General features: G+C 59.7%; 12 protein-coding genes, 1 tRNA gene and 1 pseudogene. 11 read left to right on the top strand and 3 right to left on the bottom strand.

Features of this window, described 5'->3' with window-relative positions:
- Positions 1-12 precede the first annotated feature (12 nt).
- The 8 genes from ACSQ26_RS22410 to ACSQ26_RS22375 all read left to right on the top strand — a co-directional run bounded on the left by ACSQ26_RS22410 (position 13) and on the right by ACSQ26_RS22375 (position 8,223).
- Positions 13-927 (top strand): XrtA system polysaccharide deacetylase, encoded by a 915-nt coding sequence (locus ACSQ26_RS22410; protein WP_436012795.1) that lies wholly within the window; start codon positions 13-15, stop codon positions 925-927.
- 181 nt (positions 928-1,108) lie between these two features.
- Complete coding sequence (locus tag ACSQ26_RS22405; protein WP_436012793.1) at positions 1,109-1,915, top strand: polysaccharide deacetylase family protein; 807 nt, start codon at positions 1,109-1,111, stop codon at positions 1,913-1,915.
- A 32-nt stretch (positions 1,916-1,947) separates the two neighbouring features.
- Positions 1,948-3,147 carry a glycosyltransferase gene (locus ACSQ26_RS22400; protein ID WP_436012791.1) on the top strand — a complete coding sequence of 400 codons (1,200 nt, stop codon included), beginning with the start codon at positions 1,948-1,950 and terminating at the stop codon, positions 3,145-3,147.
- Positions 3,131-4,219, top strand: coding sequence for a hypothetical protein (locus tag ACSQ26_RS22395; RefSeq protein WP_436012789.1), 1,089 nt, complete (start codon positions 3,131-3,133; stop codon positions 4,217-4,219). The genes ACSQ26_RS22400 and ACSQ26_RS22395 overlap by 17 nt, the downstream gene beginning before the upstream one ends.
- On the top strand, positions 4,209-4,952 hold the full coding sequence (locus ACSQ26_RS22390; RefSeq protein ID WP_436012787.1) for a hypothetical protein: 744 nt from the start codon (positions 4,209-4,211) through the stop codon (positions 4,950-4,952). Before ACSQ26_RS22395 ends, ACSQ26_RS22390 begins: the two co-directional genes overlap by 11 nt.
- The gene (locus tag ACSQ26_RS22385; protein ID WP_436012785.1) at positions 4,952-5,998 is read left to right on the top strand and encodes a glycosyltransferase family 2 protein; all 1,047 of its coding nucleotides are present in this window, start codon (positions 4,952-4,954) and stop codon (positions 5,996-5,998) included. The genes ACSQ26_RS22390 and ACSQ26_RS22385 overlap by 1 nt, the downstream gene beginning before the upstream one ends.
- Positions 5,995-7,146: a glycosyltransferase family 4 protein gene (locus ACSQ26_RS22380; protein WP_436012783.1), complete on the top strand. Its 1,152-nt coding sequence runs from the start codon at positions 5,995-5,997 to the stop codon at positions 7,144-7,146. Before ACSQ26_RS22385 ends, ACSQ26_RS22380 begins: the two co-directional genes overlap by 4 nt.
- A gap of 231 nt (positions 7,147-7,377) precedes the next feature.
- Positions 7,378-8,223 carry a class I SAM-dependent methyltransferase gene (locus ACSQ26_RS22375; protein ID WP_436012781.1) on the top strand — a complete coding sequence of 282 codons (846 nt, stop codon included), beginning with the start codon at positions 7,378-7,380 and terminating at the stop codon, positions 8,221-8,223.
- A gap of 37 nt (positions 8,224-8,260) precedes the next feature.
- Here ACSQ26_RS22375 and ACSQ26_RS22370 read toward each other — a convergent pair whose 3' ends face one another.
- Together ACSQ26_RS22370 and ACSQ26_RS22365 are read right to left on the bottom strand one after the other, a co-directional pair.
- Positions 8,261-10,060 (bottom strand): calcium-binding protein, encoded by a 1,800-nt coding sequence (locus ACSQ26_RS22370; protein ID WP_436012779.1) that lies wholly within the window; start codon positions 10,058-10,060, stop codon positions 8,261-8,263.
- Between the two features lie 204 nt (positions 10,061-10,264).
- On the bottom strand, positions 10,265-11,989 hold the full coding sequence (locus ACSQ26_RS22365; protein WP_436012777.1) for a calcium-binding protein: 1,725 nt from the start codon (positions 11,987-11,989) through the stop codon (positions 10,265-10,267).
- A gap of 267 nt (positions 11,990-12,256) precedes the next feature.
- Here ACSQ26_RS22365 and ACSQ26_RS22360 point away from each other — a divergent pair.
- Together ACSQ26_RS22360 and ACSQ26_RS22355 are read left to right on the top strand one after the other, a co-directional pair.
- Positions 12,257-12,862 (top strand): annotated as a pseudogene (locus ACSQ26_RS22360) (efflux RND transporter permease subunit); the annotation flags it as partial.
- Positions 12,863-13,113: 251 nt separating this feature from the next.
- A complete protein-coding gene (locus tag ACSQ26_RS22355) occupies positions 13,114-13,878 on the top strand; it encodes a hypothetical protein (RefSeq protein ID WP_436012775.1) in 765 nt (254 codons plus the stop codon).
- A gap of 232 nt (positions 13,879-14,110) precedes the next feature.
- On the opposite strand, the gene ACSQ26_RS22350 is transcribed toward ACSQ26_RS22355, so the two are convergent.
- Positions 14,111-14,186: transfer RNA gene (locus tag ACSQ26_RS22350), tRNA-Ala, on the bottom strand.
- Between the two features lie 165 nt (positions 14,187-14,351).
- Between ACSQ26_RS22350 and ACSQ26_RS22345 the strand changes: the two genes are divergently transcribed.
- A complete protein-coding gene (locus ACSQ26_RS22345) occupies positions 14,352-15,749 on the top strand; it encodes a phosphomannomutase (protein ID WP_436012773.1) in 1,398 nt (465 codons plus the stop codon).
- Positions 15,750-15,762 lie beyond the last annotated feature (13 nt).

Raw genomic sequence — 15,762 nt, 5'->3', positions numbered from 1 at the left:
GAAAGGACTGCCATGCCGTCATCTTCCGAAGCCGTTCGACCGAAGCCAAAGCACGGCGTCGTCAATGCGATGAGCGTCGATGTGGAAGACTATTTTCATGCGGCCGCCCTTCATGCCGCCGCGCCCCGCGAACGATGGGCAAGCCTGGAATCGCGGGTCGAGAACAACACGCGGAGAACACTCGATCTTTTTGAAGAGGCTGGGGTGAAGGCCACGTTCTTTATTCTCGGTTGCGTGGCCGCACAGTTTCCTGGGCTAGTTCGCGCGATCGCCGATGGCGGTCACGAGATTGCCAGCCATGGATACCGGCATTTCCGCGTGCGCGAGCAGACGCCCACGGAATTTTCGCTTGACGTGCTGCAGACCAGACACTTGCTTGAGGATGTCAGCGGCAAGCCGGTGATCGGCTACCGGGCGGCCAATTTCTCCATCGATCAAACCACGTGGTGGGCGTTCGATGTGCTGGCCGATGCCGGCTACCGCTACAGTTCCAGCATAAACCCCGTGCCGCATGACCACTACGGCTGCCCTTCCGCACCGCGCGTGCCCTTTCGTCCGGGCGGAAGCGGGATCGTCGAATTGCCATTAACGACTTTGGAAATTGCTGGGCGACGGTTTCACGCTTCTGGCGGCGGTTACTTCCGGCTGCTGCCCTATCCGTTTTTCAACTGTGTTTTGCGCTACATCAACAACCACGAAAACCAGCCTGCGCATTTCTACTTTCACCCTTGGGAGATCGATCCCGGGCAACCACGGCTGGATGTGAAGGGCCGCTCGAAGTTCCGCCACTACGTGAATCTTTCCCTCATGGAGAAGAAGCTCCGGCGGCTACTGCGTGATTTCGCCTGGGCTCGAACGGATCAGGTCTACGCCCAACAGGTATTCTCTAATGCCTCCGGCGGGCGGTGCCCGGAATGGAATGCTTGATGAAACATGGGATTTTTGACTGCCGACGAAAGTTCGGCTTCGCTGGTTGGTGAAGATAAACTACGACGAGAGGACGACCATGGTGGGGCAGATGCTTTCCGCGACACGGATCGGACTAAAACGCATTCTGAAGTCCGCGCTGGGTCTACTTGGTCTATTGTTCGCCAGGAGCGAACCATGCGTGCGCGTGCTGTTTTATCACCGCGTCAATCCCTATCCGAAGGAATGTCTTGGCCCGGTTTCGCGGGAGATAACGGTGCATCCGGACGAATTTGCGTGGCAGATGGGTTATCTGGCTAAGCACGGCTACCGGGTTATAAATCTTACCGAATTCGAAGCGATCCGCATGAGCGGCCAGGTTCTGCGGCAGAATTGCGTTCTGATAACCTTCGATGACGGCTTCGAAGACAACCTGCTCTTTGCGGCACCAGTCCTACAGCAACATAGGTTCCCTGCCGTGGTCTTCGTCATCGCCGACTTTCTAGGCAAATGCAGCGCTGACGTCTGGCCCTACGCGGACAGTCCGCTCTACGGTCGCTTCCTGACGCATGAGCAAATTTCCGCATTGCTTGCCGCAGACATCCAGGTCGGTTCGCACAGCCTCGCCCATCCGCCGCTGACGAAGTTGGATGCGGACCGGTTGCTTCAGGAGATTTCCGGCTCCCGGCTCAGGCTCGAGGAACTGTTCGGCGTGCCGGTTCGCAGTTTCGCATATCCCGGTGGCGACTTCGACGTGCGCGTCGAGGAGGTCGTCGCTCGAGCGGGCTACGCAACAGCCTTCACGACGTCCACCGGCGCAACCGCACCTGCGGAACGCTCCACGGCGCTGAGCCGGACCGAGGTATCGGCAAGCGATAGCCGTTTCGTTTTCCGGATGAAGCTCGCCGGCGCGCTCGATTGGCTTTCCGTCAAGGACAGCGCTCCGATGCGTAAAGTGCTTTCTCTCTCAAGCCGCCTCTTGATGCCGCTTGCCAAGGGGGCGTCATGAGTATTGCCGCTGTGGAGACGCATCCTGCGAAAGTGCGGCGGCTGCGCGTCGCCCAGATCGTGACCCGCATGGACATCGGCGGCGTGCCGGACCATGTGATGACCCTTGTGCGTGGGTTGAGCCCCGACATGGATGTCACCGTTATCTGCAATACGATCGACGCGCAGCACGAGCGCGATCTCTCAGAGCTTGGTGTCCCATTCATCTGCGTCCGTATGGAGCGGCTGCTGTCGCTGATATCGGACTTGAGGGGTTTCCAGCAATTGCGGCGGATTTTGCGAGATGGACGGTTCGATATCGTCCACTCCCATATGTCGAAGGCGGCCCTCCTGGGTGGTATTGCCGCCGTCACCACCGGAATTCCGGTGACCATCAATACAGCGCACAATCTGGGGTTCCTGGCGTTGCCCAATCCGGCCGCGCGCCTCCTCTTCTGGGTCTACGACCGGCTGCTGTTCGCCTTGACCGCCGATGCCGTCATCACCGTGTCCGAGAGAGTCCGTGATGGCATCGTGCGTGGCGGGATTGTCGGGACAAGCAAGGTAGTCTCGATCCACAACGGCATCGATGTGGCAAAGTTTTCCGATGCAGCCGGCGCAGCCCGCGCTATTCGTTCTGAATTCGGCGTCGGCCCCGAGGACGTGCTCGTTGTCACTGTTGCACGGCTGGTGTGGTTCAAGGGCTTGCATGATCTGCTCGACGCAGCCGCGCTGGTCTTGGCGCAATTTGGCAATGTCCGGTTTCTGATCGCGGGTACGGGATCGCAGCGCGACGAACTGGCGGCAAGGGCGAGCGCCCTGGGGATCGGCGAACGGGTGATCTTTGCCGGCGAGCGGCGTGACGTTCCCAGCATCCTCGCCGCCGCCGACGTGTTCGCGCTGTCCTCCGTCTCGGAGGGACTGCCGATCTCCATCCTGGAGGCGATGGCAGCAGGCGTTGCCGTCGTTGCCACGGATGTGGGCGGCATTTCCGAACTCGTCGAGGAGGGTGTGAACGGATATCTCGTCCCGGCTCGCGATCCGCCTGCGTTTGCCGAGCGGCTCTGTCGGCTCGCGGGCGACGCTGCACTTCGCCGAAGCTTCGGCGCGAGTGGTCGCACGCGAGCACGACTCGAGTTTTCGCCTGAGCGGATGGTGATGCGCACCGCAGACCTATACGAAACATTGATCACTTCCAGGACGAGCCGGGAGCCGGTTCGTCGGAAAGGGAGAAATCATGCAGACAACGCATGACGTCTATCGACCGGGAAAGGATGATTCCGCCGTCATGCGGCTGCGCACGGCGGTCTGGGGGGCGGACCATCCCCATACCAATCCGGCGTTCTTCGAATGGCTGTTTCAGCGCAATCCGGCGGGCGCGGGTTCCGGCGCAGTGATCCGTCAGGACGACGATGTCGTTGCCTTTGCTGGTCTCAGTGCCCGGAAGTTGCTGGTCGGCGGCAAGACCTTTCGTGTTGCTCACGGTCTTGATCTGATGGTTGACCCCGGTCTGAGCGGCCTCCTTTCCGGCCGCTATGGTTTCAAGGTTTCCGACAACTGGGCCGGTTACGCGCGCGATGCTGGCTTCGCATTCGGTGTCAATTTTCCCAATTCCAACTCTTTCCGCCTACTGACGTCCGGGCGGCTGAAATGGACGGTGATGCTGAAACCCCGGCTCCGCGTCCAGCCGTTGCGGGGCTTCGCAATCCGTCCCGCTGTACTGGGACGGGTGCCGCTTTGGTTGCTAAATCTTCTGACGGGCACGCTGGCCCTCGGCCTTCGCGCGCCGCAGATCATCCATGGCAAGCCAGCGGGGCGTGTGGTCGCTGTGACCCGTGCCGAGGAACAACTGGACGATCTTTGGCAAAGTGCCGCTCACCACACAAAGACGTGTTTCGTGCGCGACAGGGCCTACATCCGCTGGCGCTATCTGGAGCATCCGGTCTATCGTTACGACCTTTTCGGCTTGAAGGTCGATGACCGGCTCGCCGGACTGATCGTGACGACCACGCGCGAGGTATTCGGCCTGAAAAGCATGCTGATCGTCGATGCCCTGGCGGATCGGGACGAACCCGCGATCCTGTCCGCCCTTGTGGCCCACGCCACGGCCAAGGCAAGGGCGGCCGGCATCGAGATGGGGTGCGCCCAGGCCTGCACCGGTGACCTTCTCGACCGCGCCCTGGCAAAGAGTGGATTTCTCGTTGTGCCGGAGCGGCTGAATCCGAAACTGTTTTTCATGGTCGGATTGCCGTTCACTCCAGACGCCGCGTCCATCCTTGCATCGCCCGGCTGGCATTTTACCTGGGGAGACATGGATGTCGTCTGAGACGCGAGTTCTGAGCGGGACTATGCCCGCACCGCTCATTCGCTCGGAGTACCGCGAACACTACCGCGGTGTTCTGCTGCGGCACTTACCCCCGAATTTGTCAGCTTTTTCGGCATTCTTTGCCAATACGAAGCGGCTCGAAACCATGGCCGGAATGCTGCAGCGGCACTTTCATGGGACTGGAAACGCCGTTCTGAATATCGGCTGCGGCCCCTTCGCTAGTGAGATCTTCGTTGCAGCCCTCCAGCATCAGGCAGTACATGCGCTGGATTACACGCCGGAATTCGCAGTGTTCTTCGATATCTTCCGGGACGAGGGGGTCCTGGAAGGCGTGTCCTTCGCGAATACCGATGTCATGATGGCCGATTTTCCACTGGCGCGGTTCAACCTCATCGTCATGCACGACCTTCTCTATGAGACGGCACTCGAGCTTGATACGCTGCTGGCTCGCCTTTTGCCACTGCTTGCGGCCGACGGATTGCTATACATCGACTTCATGAACGCTCATCTACACTGGTTGTGGATGCTGCTCGGAAAGGAGAAACAGTATCGGCGGTATCGACCGCGCGATGTTTGGGGTCTTCTCGACCGGCATGGACTGGCGGTCCTCGAACATCGTCCAGTTCTGCCGTCTGCGGGCGGCTTGACGGCGCTCTTTCACCGTCTGCTGCGAGCTTTCGGGACCAGCAACGCCATCGCCGTGGTTGCACGGTTGAAGTCGGGACACGGCTGATGGCGCGGGTATCGATAATCATCCCCAACTGGAACGGCGCCCACCTCCTGCCCGGTTGTCTCAACAGTCTGCGCCGCCAGACCTTTTCTGACTTCATCGTCTATGTCGTCGACAATGGTTCGGCGGACAACTCCCTTGATCTACTAGCTTCCAGCTATCCCGAAGTGAGCGTCCTTGCCCACACGAGCAATCTCGGTTTTTCCGCCGCCATCAACACAGGCATCGCGGCCGACGACAGCGTGTATGTCGTCGCCTTGAATAACGATACGGAGATCGACATCGACTGGCTCGCCGCTCTCGTGGATGCTATGGACCAGTATCCAGAAGCCGGACTGGCGACATCCAGAATCCTCGATTTCAAGGACCGCAACATCATCGATACGATCGGCGACGGCTACTCCCTGACCGGACTGTCATTCAAGATCGGCTCCCGTTGCAGGAACGAGGTCGTGGAAACCCAGCCGTTCGACGTTTTCGGCGCCTCGGCCTGCGCGGCCATCTATCGCCGGCGAATGATTGAAGAGATCGGCGTCTTCGACGTCGATTTTTTTGCCTACATGGAGGACGTGGATCTCAGCATCCGCGCGCGGCTTGCGGGCTATCGTTGCCTGTCCGTTCCAGACGCCGTGGTTTACCACATGGGAAGTGCCTCAACCGGCGGGACCGCAAGTGCATTTTCCGTCCGGTTGACCGTCAAGAACATCATCGCTGTCATCATCAAGGATGTTCCTTCGTCGCTGCTGCCCCGCGTTATCGCAACCGCCGCAGCCACGCAAGTCGGGGCGCTTTTCCAATGCCTGTTCCTCAAGCGCCATCCGTGGCTGCGGAAGAACCTCAAGGCCTACGGGCAGGGCTTGGTAGAGGCGTTGCGGCAGACGCCGCTCATGCTCAGAAAACGGCGCGAAGTGCAGCGTTACCGCCGCATATCAGCCTCTGACCTGAAGCGACTTGTTGCTCATAGCGAGGACTTGCGGCGGCGCTACGCCGCCACACATTTTCCGTCCCCTTCACCGTCATCGCGAAGCGATCCATGGAGCCCGACATGAAAGACATGCCGAGTGACCACGAAACGGTTCCGAGAAAGCTGCGTGTGCTCTTTATCGTACCGCATCCGATCGAAGGACCGTCCAGTCGGTTCCGCGTCTATCAGTTCCTTCCCTATCTGGAAGAAAACGGCGTGGAGGCCACGGTATCGCCGCTCCTGCCGTCTTCGCTCGCGCCCATCATCTACCAGAGTGGGAAGACGCTGCAAAAGATTCTCCTGACGGCGTTCGGCGGGTTGCGCCGGGTCTGGGACGTGTTACGAGCGCGCCGCTACGACGTCGTCTACATCCTGCGCGAGGCCTTTCCGTTCGGTCCGCCGATTCTGGAAAGGCTCATGGTCGCCGGTTCTGGCCGGATGATCTTCGATTATGACGATGCGATCTACGTTCCCTCCACCGCCTACGCGAACCCGCTAGACCGTTTTCGCGATTTCTCAAAAACGGAGAAACTGATCCGCATGGCGGATCATGTTGCGGCCGGAAGCCGCTATCTCGCAAGGTTCGCGGAACGCCACAATCAGGCCCCCGAACGGATATCGGTGATTCCGACGGTCGTCGATGCGGAGAATTTCCGGCCTTCGCACACCCACCGCGACGAAGCTCATTTCACCATAGGTTGGATTGGCACGCCCAGGGGTACGGCCTATCTGCGATCGCTGCGCGATGCCTTGAAAACGGTTGCACTACGATTGCCGCAAGCCCGCTTTGTGTTCGTGGGCGCCGAACCTTTCGATTGCGGCGATGTGCCGGTCGAGTTTCGCGCCTGGCGTCTTGATCGCGAAATCGCCGACATCCAGTCCTTCGATGTCGGGATCATGCCGATGTTCGACGACGAGGAAGCACGCGGAAAATGTGGGTTCAAACTTATTGCCTACATGAGCGCTGGGGTACCCGTGGTCTGTAGCCCAGTCGGTGCGAATGTCGATATCGTTGACGATGGCCGCTCCGGGTTCTTTGCCGAAACGCCGGAGCAGTGGTCGGATGCATTGATCAGGCTAGCCGAGAATGCAGACCTGCGTCGGACCTTTGCTGAAAATGGCCGCCGCCGGGTCGAAAGTGAGTTTTGCCTTGCGGTCGTCGCCCCTCGGCTTCTGAAGATCCTGCGAGACTGTAAGGGTGACGGAAACTTCGATGCGCCACTTCTTGTTTGAGGGTGTCCGGACCGTGCCCTGCGATCGGTGATAGTGAACAGCCGCACAATGTCTATGGACCTTCAACAAGGAGTGGCTCAGTATAGGTATCGCGAGCAGTGACGGCGACTACCGGTTGTTCGCGAAACACGGCAGGTATTACTGAGCGACGGACTACTTTGACTTTCAAGATCTGGAGCGGCCGAAAATTACGGGCGCCACCGGTTACCATGTTTGAGGAGCGGCCTCTCTGTGCTGCAGTCGAGCGATCAACTATTCAGCCCAGGAGGGGCCAAAGTGCTGTCATTCGATCGGAACTACCTGGCGAAAATACCGGGCGCGCGTCAGTTCGGGACGTTGTTTGCGCGTTATGCCGCCGCGCGAATGCGGCGCGCCGATCACCCAACCCCAAATCAGACGATGTTGATGGGGAGGGACCAACTTGCGGAGATTTTCCGCGCAATCGGCATCGACAAGGATTACTCGACGATGGATTTCAGAGGCATCGTGGAAGACGTTCAGGGATGGGAGAGCCGCCACAAGGTGTTCGAAGCCGTGTTCCGGGATGTCCGCCCAAACGTCGTTGTCGAGGTGGGCACATGGAAAGGCGCTTCGGTGCTGCATATGGATTCTCTCAGCCAGACACTTGGCTGCGGCACGTCTTTCGTTTGCGTCGATACGTGGCTTGGCTCGAACGACGCGCTCTGGATCGATACGGACTTCCGGAAAAGCTTGATGCTGCAGCACGGCTTCCCGACCATGTTCCGGCAATTCATCTACAACATCACCAGAACTGATGCGGCCGATCGCATCTTCCCGCTTCCCATGACTTCAACCTGCGGCGCCTATCTGCTCAAACGGCTCGGCCTCGTGGCCGACGCGATCTACATCGATGCGGGGCACGAAGAAGACGAAGTCGCCACCGATCTAGTTCTATATTATGATATTTTGCGCCCGGGCGGCGTGATGTTCGGGGACGACTATTCCAGCGATTGGCCGGGCTTGGTCCGCGCCGTCGACGCGTTCTGCCGTGATCGCGGCCTTGTGCTGACGTCCGGCGCGGGCAAATGGCGCTTTCAGCGCCCCCCTGAAGACTGATTATCCGCGATCCGTCGAACCAGGCTCAGGCTCAGGCTCAAATCACCAGGAAATCAGCGTTCGTCATGTCAATGCCGGCATCAAGGGTAGCGAAACGGACCGCGGCACTACCGCCGAAGCCGTCGGCATCGTAGCTCAGCGCTCCCGTGGCCGAATTGTAGATGATCCGGTCGTCGGCATCGGCTGCCTCCAAACCGATGTGAAAAGCAGATGACGCGAGTACGCCGACTGCATCCAGCGTGGTGAAGATCTCATTCTTCAGCTCGATCGTATCGCCAGGCACCGAGAAGTCGGTGATTTTGTCGGTGTTGCTCTCAGCATTGAGTGAAGTGTTGAAGACGAAACTGTCCGCGCCGCTGCCACCCGTCAGCGTGTCGTCGCCAAGGCCACCGATCAGCCGGTCGTTGCCGCCAACACCTTTGAGCTTGTCATTTCCGCCGCCGCCGCTCAGGCTGTCGGCGTTTCCGCCGCCGTCAATCGTGTCGCTACCCCAACTCCCGGTTATGATATTGGCAGCGCTGTTTCCGGTCAGCCATTGTCCGGTAAACCCGGTGCCGGTAAGGTTTTCAATCCTGCCGAGCACGTTGTCGCCGGCCAAGCTGTATTTTGCGAGTGCCGTGCGAACTTCGTCGATGCCGCGGCCGCCCGCTTCGTCAACGACGTCTTTCCAAGCGTCCACATAATAGGTGTCGTGGCTCGCGCCCCCGCGCATGATATCGCCGCCGCGGCCGCCGACCAGATCGTCGTTGCCGCCGCCGCCGGCAAGCAGATCCTGTCCGGCGCCTCCGGCGAGACGATCCGCCGCGACACTTCCCAGGAGTGTGTCATCGCCGCCGGTTCCGACGACGACCACCGTATCCGAGCCGCCTTGGGCCTCCGTCCAAGCGTCGGTCTCGGCAAGCAGATTTTGCCACATTTCGGAACTGGTATCCCGGACATGGCTCTGACCCCACCAGAACACGGCTTCGGCGCCTTCGGTCGCCGCCAGCATGTCGCGCATTTCCTGGGCGGTCGGCCCTCGGATCGCGGCGATCAGATCAGGATCCATCTGCGCGAGTGCTTCTGCGGAGTAGAGGTCCACCGGAGAAAATCCCTGCAGGACCATCGTGTGCAACTTTTCCGGAAGATTTTCTGTCAACCAGGTCATGTAGTCGCGGACCGCTTGCGCTGGCGGAACAAGTTCGCCGTTGCTGTACGGCGTCGCTGCGCCGACGGAGGCGCCGACGGTGTAGACGTCGAAACCGACGATATCGGCCCATCGCGCATGCTCGACGACGTCGGCGAGATACGCTTCGCGACCTTCCCGCGTCTGCATCACCGGATCTTCTTCGTCGATCGACCGGTGGACCTGGACAACCGGCAAGGTGGCGTCGATCGCCTTTATGTGCTCATACAACCGCTGGGAAATGGCAGGGTCCATGTCGCGAGAGGACGGCTCGTCCGGCCCATACACGCCATAGATAAGATCGCGCCCGGCCGCTTCGATAAGCGCGCGCAGAGGATCCAGTTCGGCTGACGGGAAAGCCTGACCGAGATCGTACAATTGTTCGGCATTGACGGCGAGCTTGATGCCATGGGCCCGCATTGCTTCGTAGACGCTTGGATCAGCGGTACCAAATGGAGGGGGAAGAAAGTCGGTCTCAAATCCGAGGCTCTGAGCGGTCGGAATTTCCTGATACTGGGTGAAGGGAAAGTAGACCTTGACCCCTGCGGCTTCGAGCTGGCTGAAAATCAGATCGTAGTTGCGGGTCTCCCCAAGTTCCACAGGAACACCGGCCATACCGACAATCATCGAACCTCCAATCGCCGATCCAAACGATGCGGCCTGTTCGTTCAATGACTACCACTCGTATTCGGGGACTACTGTCATTCCGGTAATTGACATATTAGAATTTTAGCTATCTTGAATATTGCGGGTGACGGACAAGCACCGCGGCGTCGCCGAACCCAGGGATTACCCCGGCAAATGGCGTTTTCAATGCCCCGCAGAAGACTGATCGTCCAGGATGGACCGAATCTAGGCCCAATTCAGCCTCAAGCCTCAAATCACCAGAAAGTCGGCATTTGTCATGGCGACGTCGGTATTGAGGGTTGCGAAGCGGACGGCAGTCGCGCCGCCGAAACCGTCGGCATCGTAGCTCAGCGCGCCCGTCGCCGGATCATAGATGATCCGGTCCGCGGCATTGGCCGCTGCGGTTCCGATGTGAAGGGCCGAAGAGGCGAGTGCGCCGGTGTCCAAACTGGCGAAGATCGCATTGTCCAGCTCGACCGTATCACCCGGCGCAGAAAAGTCGGTGATCGTATCGGTGTTGGTGTCGGCATTGAGTGAAGTGTTGAAGACGAAACTGTCCGCGCCGCTGCCACCCGTCAGCGTGTCGTTACCGAGCCCCCCGATCAGCCGGTCGTCGCCGCCGCCGCCGATCATGGTGTCGGCGCTTCCGCCTCCGTCGATCCTATCGTCGCCCCACCCCCCGGTGATGAAATTGACAGCACCATTTCCGGTCAGAGACTGTCCGGCCAGGCCGGTGCCGGTGAGCCTTTCAATCTTGCCAAGTACGCCGTCGTCGGCCAGACTGTATCTCGCCAGAGCCGTGCGGATTTCATCGACGCCGCGACCGCCGGCCTCATCGACGAGATCCTTCCGGCTGCCCACATAATAGGTGTCGTCGCTCGTGCCGCCGCGCATGATGTCCCTGCCGATGCCGCCGACCAGAATGTCGTCGCCGCGGCCGCCGGCCAACAAATCCTGTCCGGCGCCACCGGCGAGACGATCCGCCGTGGCACGCCCCTGGAGCCTATCGTCGCCGGCCGTTCCGACTACCACCGTCGTATTCGATCCGACATGCGCGTCGACCCAGGCATCGGTTTCGGAAAGCAGATTTTGCCACATCCCGGAACTGCTGTCTCTGATATGGCTTTGGCCCCACCAGAATACGGCTTCGGCGCCCTCGGTCGCCGCCAGCATGTCGCGCATTTCCAGCGCAGTCGGCCCACGGCTCGCGGCGATCAGGTCAGGATCCATCTGGGCGAGCGCTTCCGGGGAATAAAGATCCGCCGGAGAAAACGCCTGCAAAACCATCGTGTGCAGCTTTTCCGGAAGTTTCTCCGCCAGCCACGTCATGTAGTCGCGAACCGCTTGCGCCGGCGGAGCAAGCTGGCCGTTACTGTAGGGTGTCGTGGCCCCGACCGATGCGCCGTTGGTATAGACATCGAAACCGACGATATCGGCCCACCGCGCGTGTTCGAGGACGGTGGCGAGATACGCATCGCGACCCTCCGGCGTCTGCATCTCCGGATTTTCCTCATTGATCGATGCGTGGACCTGCATCACCGACAAGCTGCTGTCGATCGCCTTTATGTGCTCGTATAGGCGCCGGGAAACGGCAGGGTCTATTTCGCGAGCGGACGGCTCGTCCGGCCCATACACGCCATAGAGAAGATCACGCCCGGCCGCATCGATAAGCGCGCGCAGAGGATCCATCTCCGCGGGGGGAAAGGCCTGACTGAGATCGTAGAGTTGTTCGGCATTAACGGCGAGCTTGATCCCATGTGCCCGCATCGCCTCATAGACGCCGGGATCAGCTGTACCAAAAGGAGGAGGCAGAAAGTCGGTCTCAAATCCGAGGCTCTGGGGGAGCGGAATTTCCTGATACTGGGTGCAGGGAAAATAGACCTTTACCCCTGCGGCTTCGAGCTGGCTGAAAATCAGATCGTAGTTGCGGGTCTCACCAAGCGCCAGGGGAACCCCGGCCGTTCCGACAATCATCGCACCCCCAGTCGCCCATCAAAGATGCGGCCAATCCGTCCAATGGCTGTCACCTATACCCGGTGTCTCCTGTGCGAAGCTGACGGAGCACGCGCGTGCCGCCGCCAGCATGCCGCCGCGTTCTGGCGGCATGCTTCACCGCCTCGATTTTGTGCTAGTGAGTGCCAGCTTTGGCGAAAACCGAAGCCCGGGTCCAGGCCCGGCTTGGATGGTGGTAGGTCCTTTGAAAAGAATGGTGCCGCTGTTGCGATGTTGAAGTTGGCCGCGGTGTTCGGAGCCGACTTCAAGGAAATGGAGCGGATCGCGAGGGATATCGAAGCGACATTGAAAACCGTTCCCGGAACGTCGTCGGACTATCGGAACGCGTGACCGGCGGCTACCAGCTCGACTTCGTACCGGACCGGATCGCGCTCGTCAGGTACGGATTGAACGTCGGGGACGTGTAGGATGTCATCGGCATCGCACTCGGTTCCGAAACCGTTACATCGACGCGAGCGCTAGGGGTGGCGGTCCGCTACCGCGCGCCTACCGCAGCGACCCCCAGGGAGCCGATGATCGTCACGCTGTCGTTGCCCTTCGCGCTGGTCGGTAGCATCCGGCTCATGTGGTGGCTCGGATTCAACGAATCCGTCGCAATCGCCGTTGGCTTCATCGCGCTTCCGGGAATGGCGGCGGACGCGAGGGGTGATCATGCTGATCTATCTCGACCACGCGCTCGAGGAGCAACGTCTGCGGACGTGAAGGATGGCGCGTGAACCGCAGCGACCTCAACCGTGCGATCGTGGTTGGCGCGGTCGAGCGCGTCCGGCCGAAGATGATTCCTCGCCACCATGACGGGCCTTGTTCCCGTTCCTCTGGAGCACGGGCACCGGGTAGGAGATCGTGCAGCGGATCGCCGGAGCGCCTAACTGCAAGTTCGTTCGAGAAAGTAACTGCCCACAAAACCAACTCATGGCATTTGTCGCCAAATGCCATGAGTTTCTGGCGTCGGTTAGCGATTTCGGAAATGGACGGCCAATTCGACCGCCCACCTCTTACAGAAATCAGCCTTCAAGCTCCTGCCGGACCTGCCGACGCCACTGCGATACCGCTTCGCAGGTAAGATGTAGGTACAGGCGGCAGCTGTGGCCAATGATGTGGTGGCAGAACGAGTTGATGAGCAGATATACAGTGAAACGATGCTCGAAAGAATTTACAGGCAGATCGATGCCGCAGATTTTATCATTGCCGATCTTACAGGGCGCAATCCAAATGTCTTTTATGAGATAGGCTACGCTCACGCGAAACAAAAGCAGTGTATTCTACTAACTCAACATGCCGATGATATACCCTTTGACCTAAAGCACCATCGACACCTTGTCTACGAAGGGAAGATACAGAAGCTACGGGACTTAATTGATACGGAAATCAAATGGCAAAAAGAGCAGCTTGAAAAGAGGCGTTCGCATACCTTTTCTATCACTTTGAAGAGTGCGGACGCTTTGCTCAGCAAAAGCACCTGGGCGGCTAGCGCTGAGGTTGATTTCAAGATCGACCTGCACAATCACACTGACAGGCGATCCCCTGAGATAGAAGCTGTTTACATTCATACCGCAACGGGTTGGACGTTGACCCAAAACAAAGAGAATTGCCCGCAAGCTACGTCAAGTCTTGAGGACGCAATGCTAAGGCACTTCGTTAAATCGCCTGTAGTTCGCCTTTCGCCGGGGGGCTGGGCGCAGATTGTTGTCAAAGGCGTAAGAACAGTCTGGAACAAGTATTCCAGCACAGAAGAACTACAAGAGTCCTACGCGCTCAAAGGATTTCTTCCGGTAGAGATTGTAACCTCAGAAGGTAGCTTTGTTGAGAAATTGAACATAGCCATAGTGGCAGAAGAGTTCCCGTTCTAATTCGATGCAAGTCTGTCAAGTGGCGCGCATACTGCATAGATTGAACGGCGTGCTCATCAAGATGAAAATACAGATGCGCTCAAGCATACGAGGCCGCACGGATCTGGAATGTAGCGCTAGAAAACGCAACCACTGATACTTGAAATCGTACACTCTAGTTCATTGAACCTGTAGGGAACTACGCAAAAGGCCCCTTGGTTTCCCAAAGAGCCTTTGTAATCATTGCTTTGGCTGGTGGAGCTAAGCGGGATCGAACCGCTGGCCTCTACGTTGCGAACGTAGCGCTCTCCCAGCTGAGCTATAGCCCCACACGACCCGTAACGGTCACCAAATAGATAGCATGCGTCGTGGAAATTTCAATCGAAATGGCGGACAAATTTGCGTCGGCTTGTTTCGTGGGCCTGTGCGCGGACATTGCTTCGCCACGCAAATAAGCTATTCATGCGTCGTCCCAACCAGCCGAGGAGAAGGCATTGGCAGCCGCATTCGGAACATCGGGCCTGCGCGGGCCCGCTACGGATTTCACGGGAAGTGTCTGCACGGCCTATGTGACCGCCTTTCTCGAACGATGCGGCGAGGCATCGGCCCGAACCGCCTATGTCGGGGCCGATCTCCGCGATTCCAGCCCGCGTATAGCAGGCCAGTGCCTGGCGGCCGTCAAGGCGGCCGGATGGACGCCGGTCTGGGCCGGCAATGTGCCGACGCCGGCGCTCGCGGCCTATGCCATGGCCCGCTCGGCGCCGGCGATCATGATCACTGGAAGCCATATTCCCGAGACCTATAACGGCATCAAGTTCTACCGGCCGGATGGCGAATTTCTCAAGGAGGACGAGGCGCCGGTACGGATGCGTGCCGAAGCGATCCTCGCCGAAGGCCGCGATGTCGCGGCAATCGAGCCCGGCGCGCCGCTCGCCGATGTCGCCGAAAGTTATGTCCGCCGCTATGTCGATGCCTTCGGCCCGGATGCGCTGGCCGGTCTCAGGATCGGCATCGATCTCCATTCCGCCGTCGGCCGCGATCTGACCGCGAGCATTTTCGAGGGGCTTGGCGCGTCGTGCCATACGTTCCGCCGCGTCGAACGTTTCATCGCTGTCGATACCGAGGCGCTGGACCCCGACGATATCGCCCGCGCCCGGAAAATCATTTCCGAGCAGAAGCTCGACGCCGTGGTCTCCACCGATGGCGATGGCGACCGGCCGCTGGTCATCGACGAGACGGGCCGCCAGATCAATGGCGATGTGCTGGGTGTGCTGACATCCAGGCTGATCGGTGCCAGGACCGTGGTCACGCCGCTCTCCTCCACCAGCGCCATCGAGCAGTCTGGCTGGTTCGAAACGGTCGAGCGCACCCGCATCGGTTCGCCTTATGTCGTTGCGGCCATGGCTGCTGCGAATCTCCACCCGGTCGCGGGCTTCGAGGCCAATGGCGGCTTCCTGCTCGGCGACGATGTGGCGCTGGCCCGGGGCACGCTCACCGCGCTGCCGACCCGCGACGCCATCCTGCCTGCCGTCGCGTCTCTTGTGCTTGCGAGAAAAGAAGGCCTGACGCTTTCGGCACTAGCGGCGACGCTGCCGCCGCGCTTCATGAAGGCCGATCGCGTCAAGGACGTCGCCGCCGACAAGGCCAAGATATTCCTCGGCGAGGTCGAGATGTCGCGCAGCTTCCGCCGGAATTTCGACGCCCGCGTTGCCGACCCTACGGAAATCTCGACGCTCGATGGTGTCCGCATGGCATTCGCCAATGGCGATACGGTGCATTTCCGCCAGTCGGGCAATGCGCCCGAAATGCGGATCTATGTCGAGACCGGCTCGGTGGAAGCAACCGACACGCTGTTGGGCGAATTGATCGAAAAGCTGCAATCGGCCTTCTGACCGGATATGCGAG

Source organism: Rhizobium sp. LjRoot254 (assembly GCF_964254105.1).
GTDB lineage: Bacteria > Pseudomonadota > Alphaproteobacteria > Rhizobiales > Rhizobiaceae > Rhizobium_E.
Note: the sequence above shows the minus strand (reverse complement) of the source record. Positions and strands in the feature narration are given on the sequence as shown.

Excerpts from the sequence above, each read along its gene's own strand:
- ACSQ26_RS22410 (WP_436012795.1), top strand. The coding sequence starts at position 13 with ATGCCGTCATCTTCCGAAGCCGTTCGACCGAAGCCAAAGCACGGCGTC.
- ACSQ26_RS22395 (WP_436012789.1), top strand. The coding sequence starts at position 3,131 with ATGCAGACAACGCATGACGTCTATCGACCGGGAAAGGATGATTCCGCC.
- ACSQ26_RS22390 (WP_436012787.1), top strand. The coding sequence starts at position 4,209 with ATGTCGTCTGAGACGCGAGTTCTGAGCGGGACTATGCCCGCACCGCTC.
- ACSQ26_RS22385 (WP_436012785.1), top strand. The coding sequence starts at position 4,952 with ATGGCGCGGGTATCGATAATCATCCCCAACTGGAACGGCGCCCACCTC.
- ACSQ26_RS22380 (WP_436012783.1), top strand. The coding sequence starts at position 5,995 with ATGAAAGACATGCCGAGTGACCACGAAACGGTTCCGAGAAAGCTGCGT.
- ACSQ26_RS22365 (WP_436012777.1), bottom strand. The coding sequence starts at position 11,989 with ATGATTGTCGGAACGGCCGGGGTTCCCCTGGCGCTTGGTGAGACCCGC.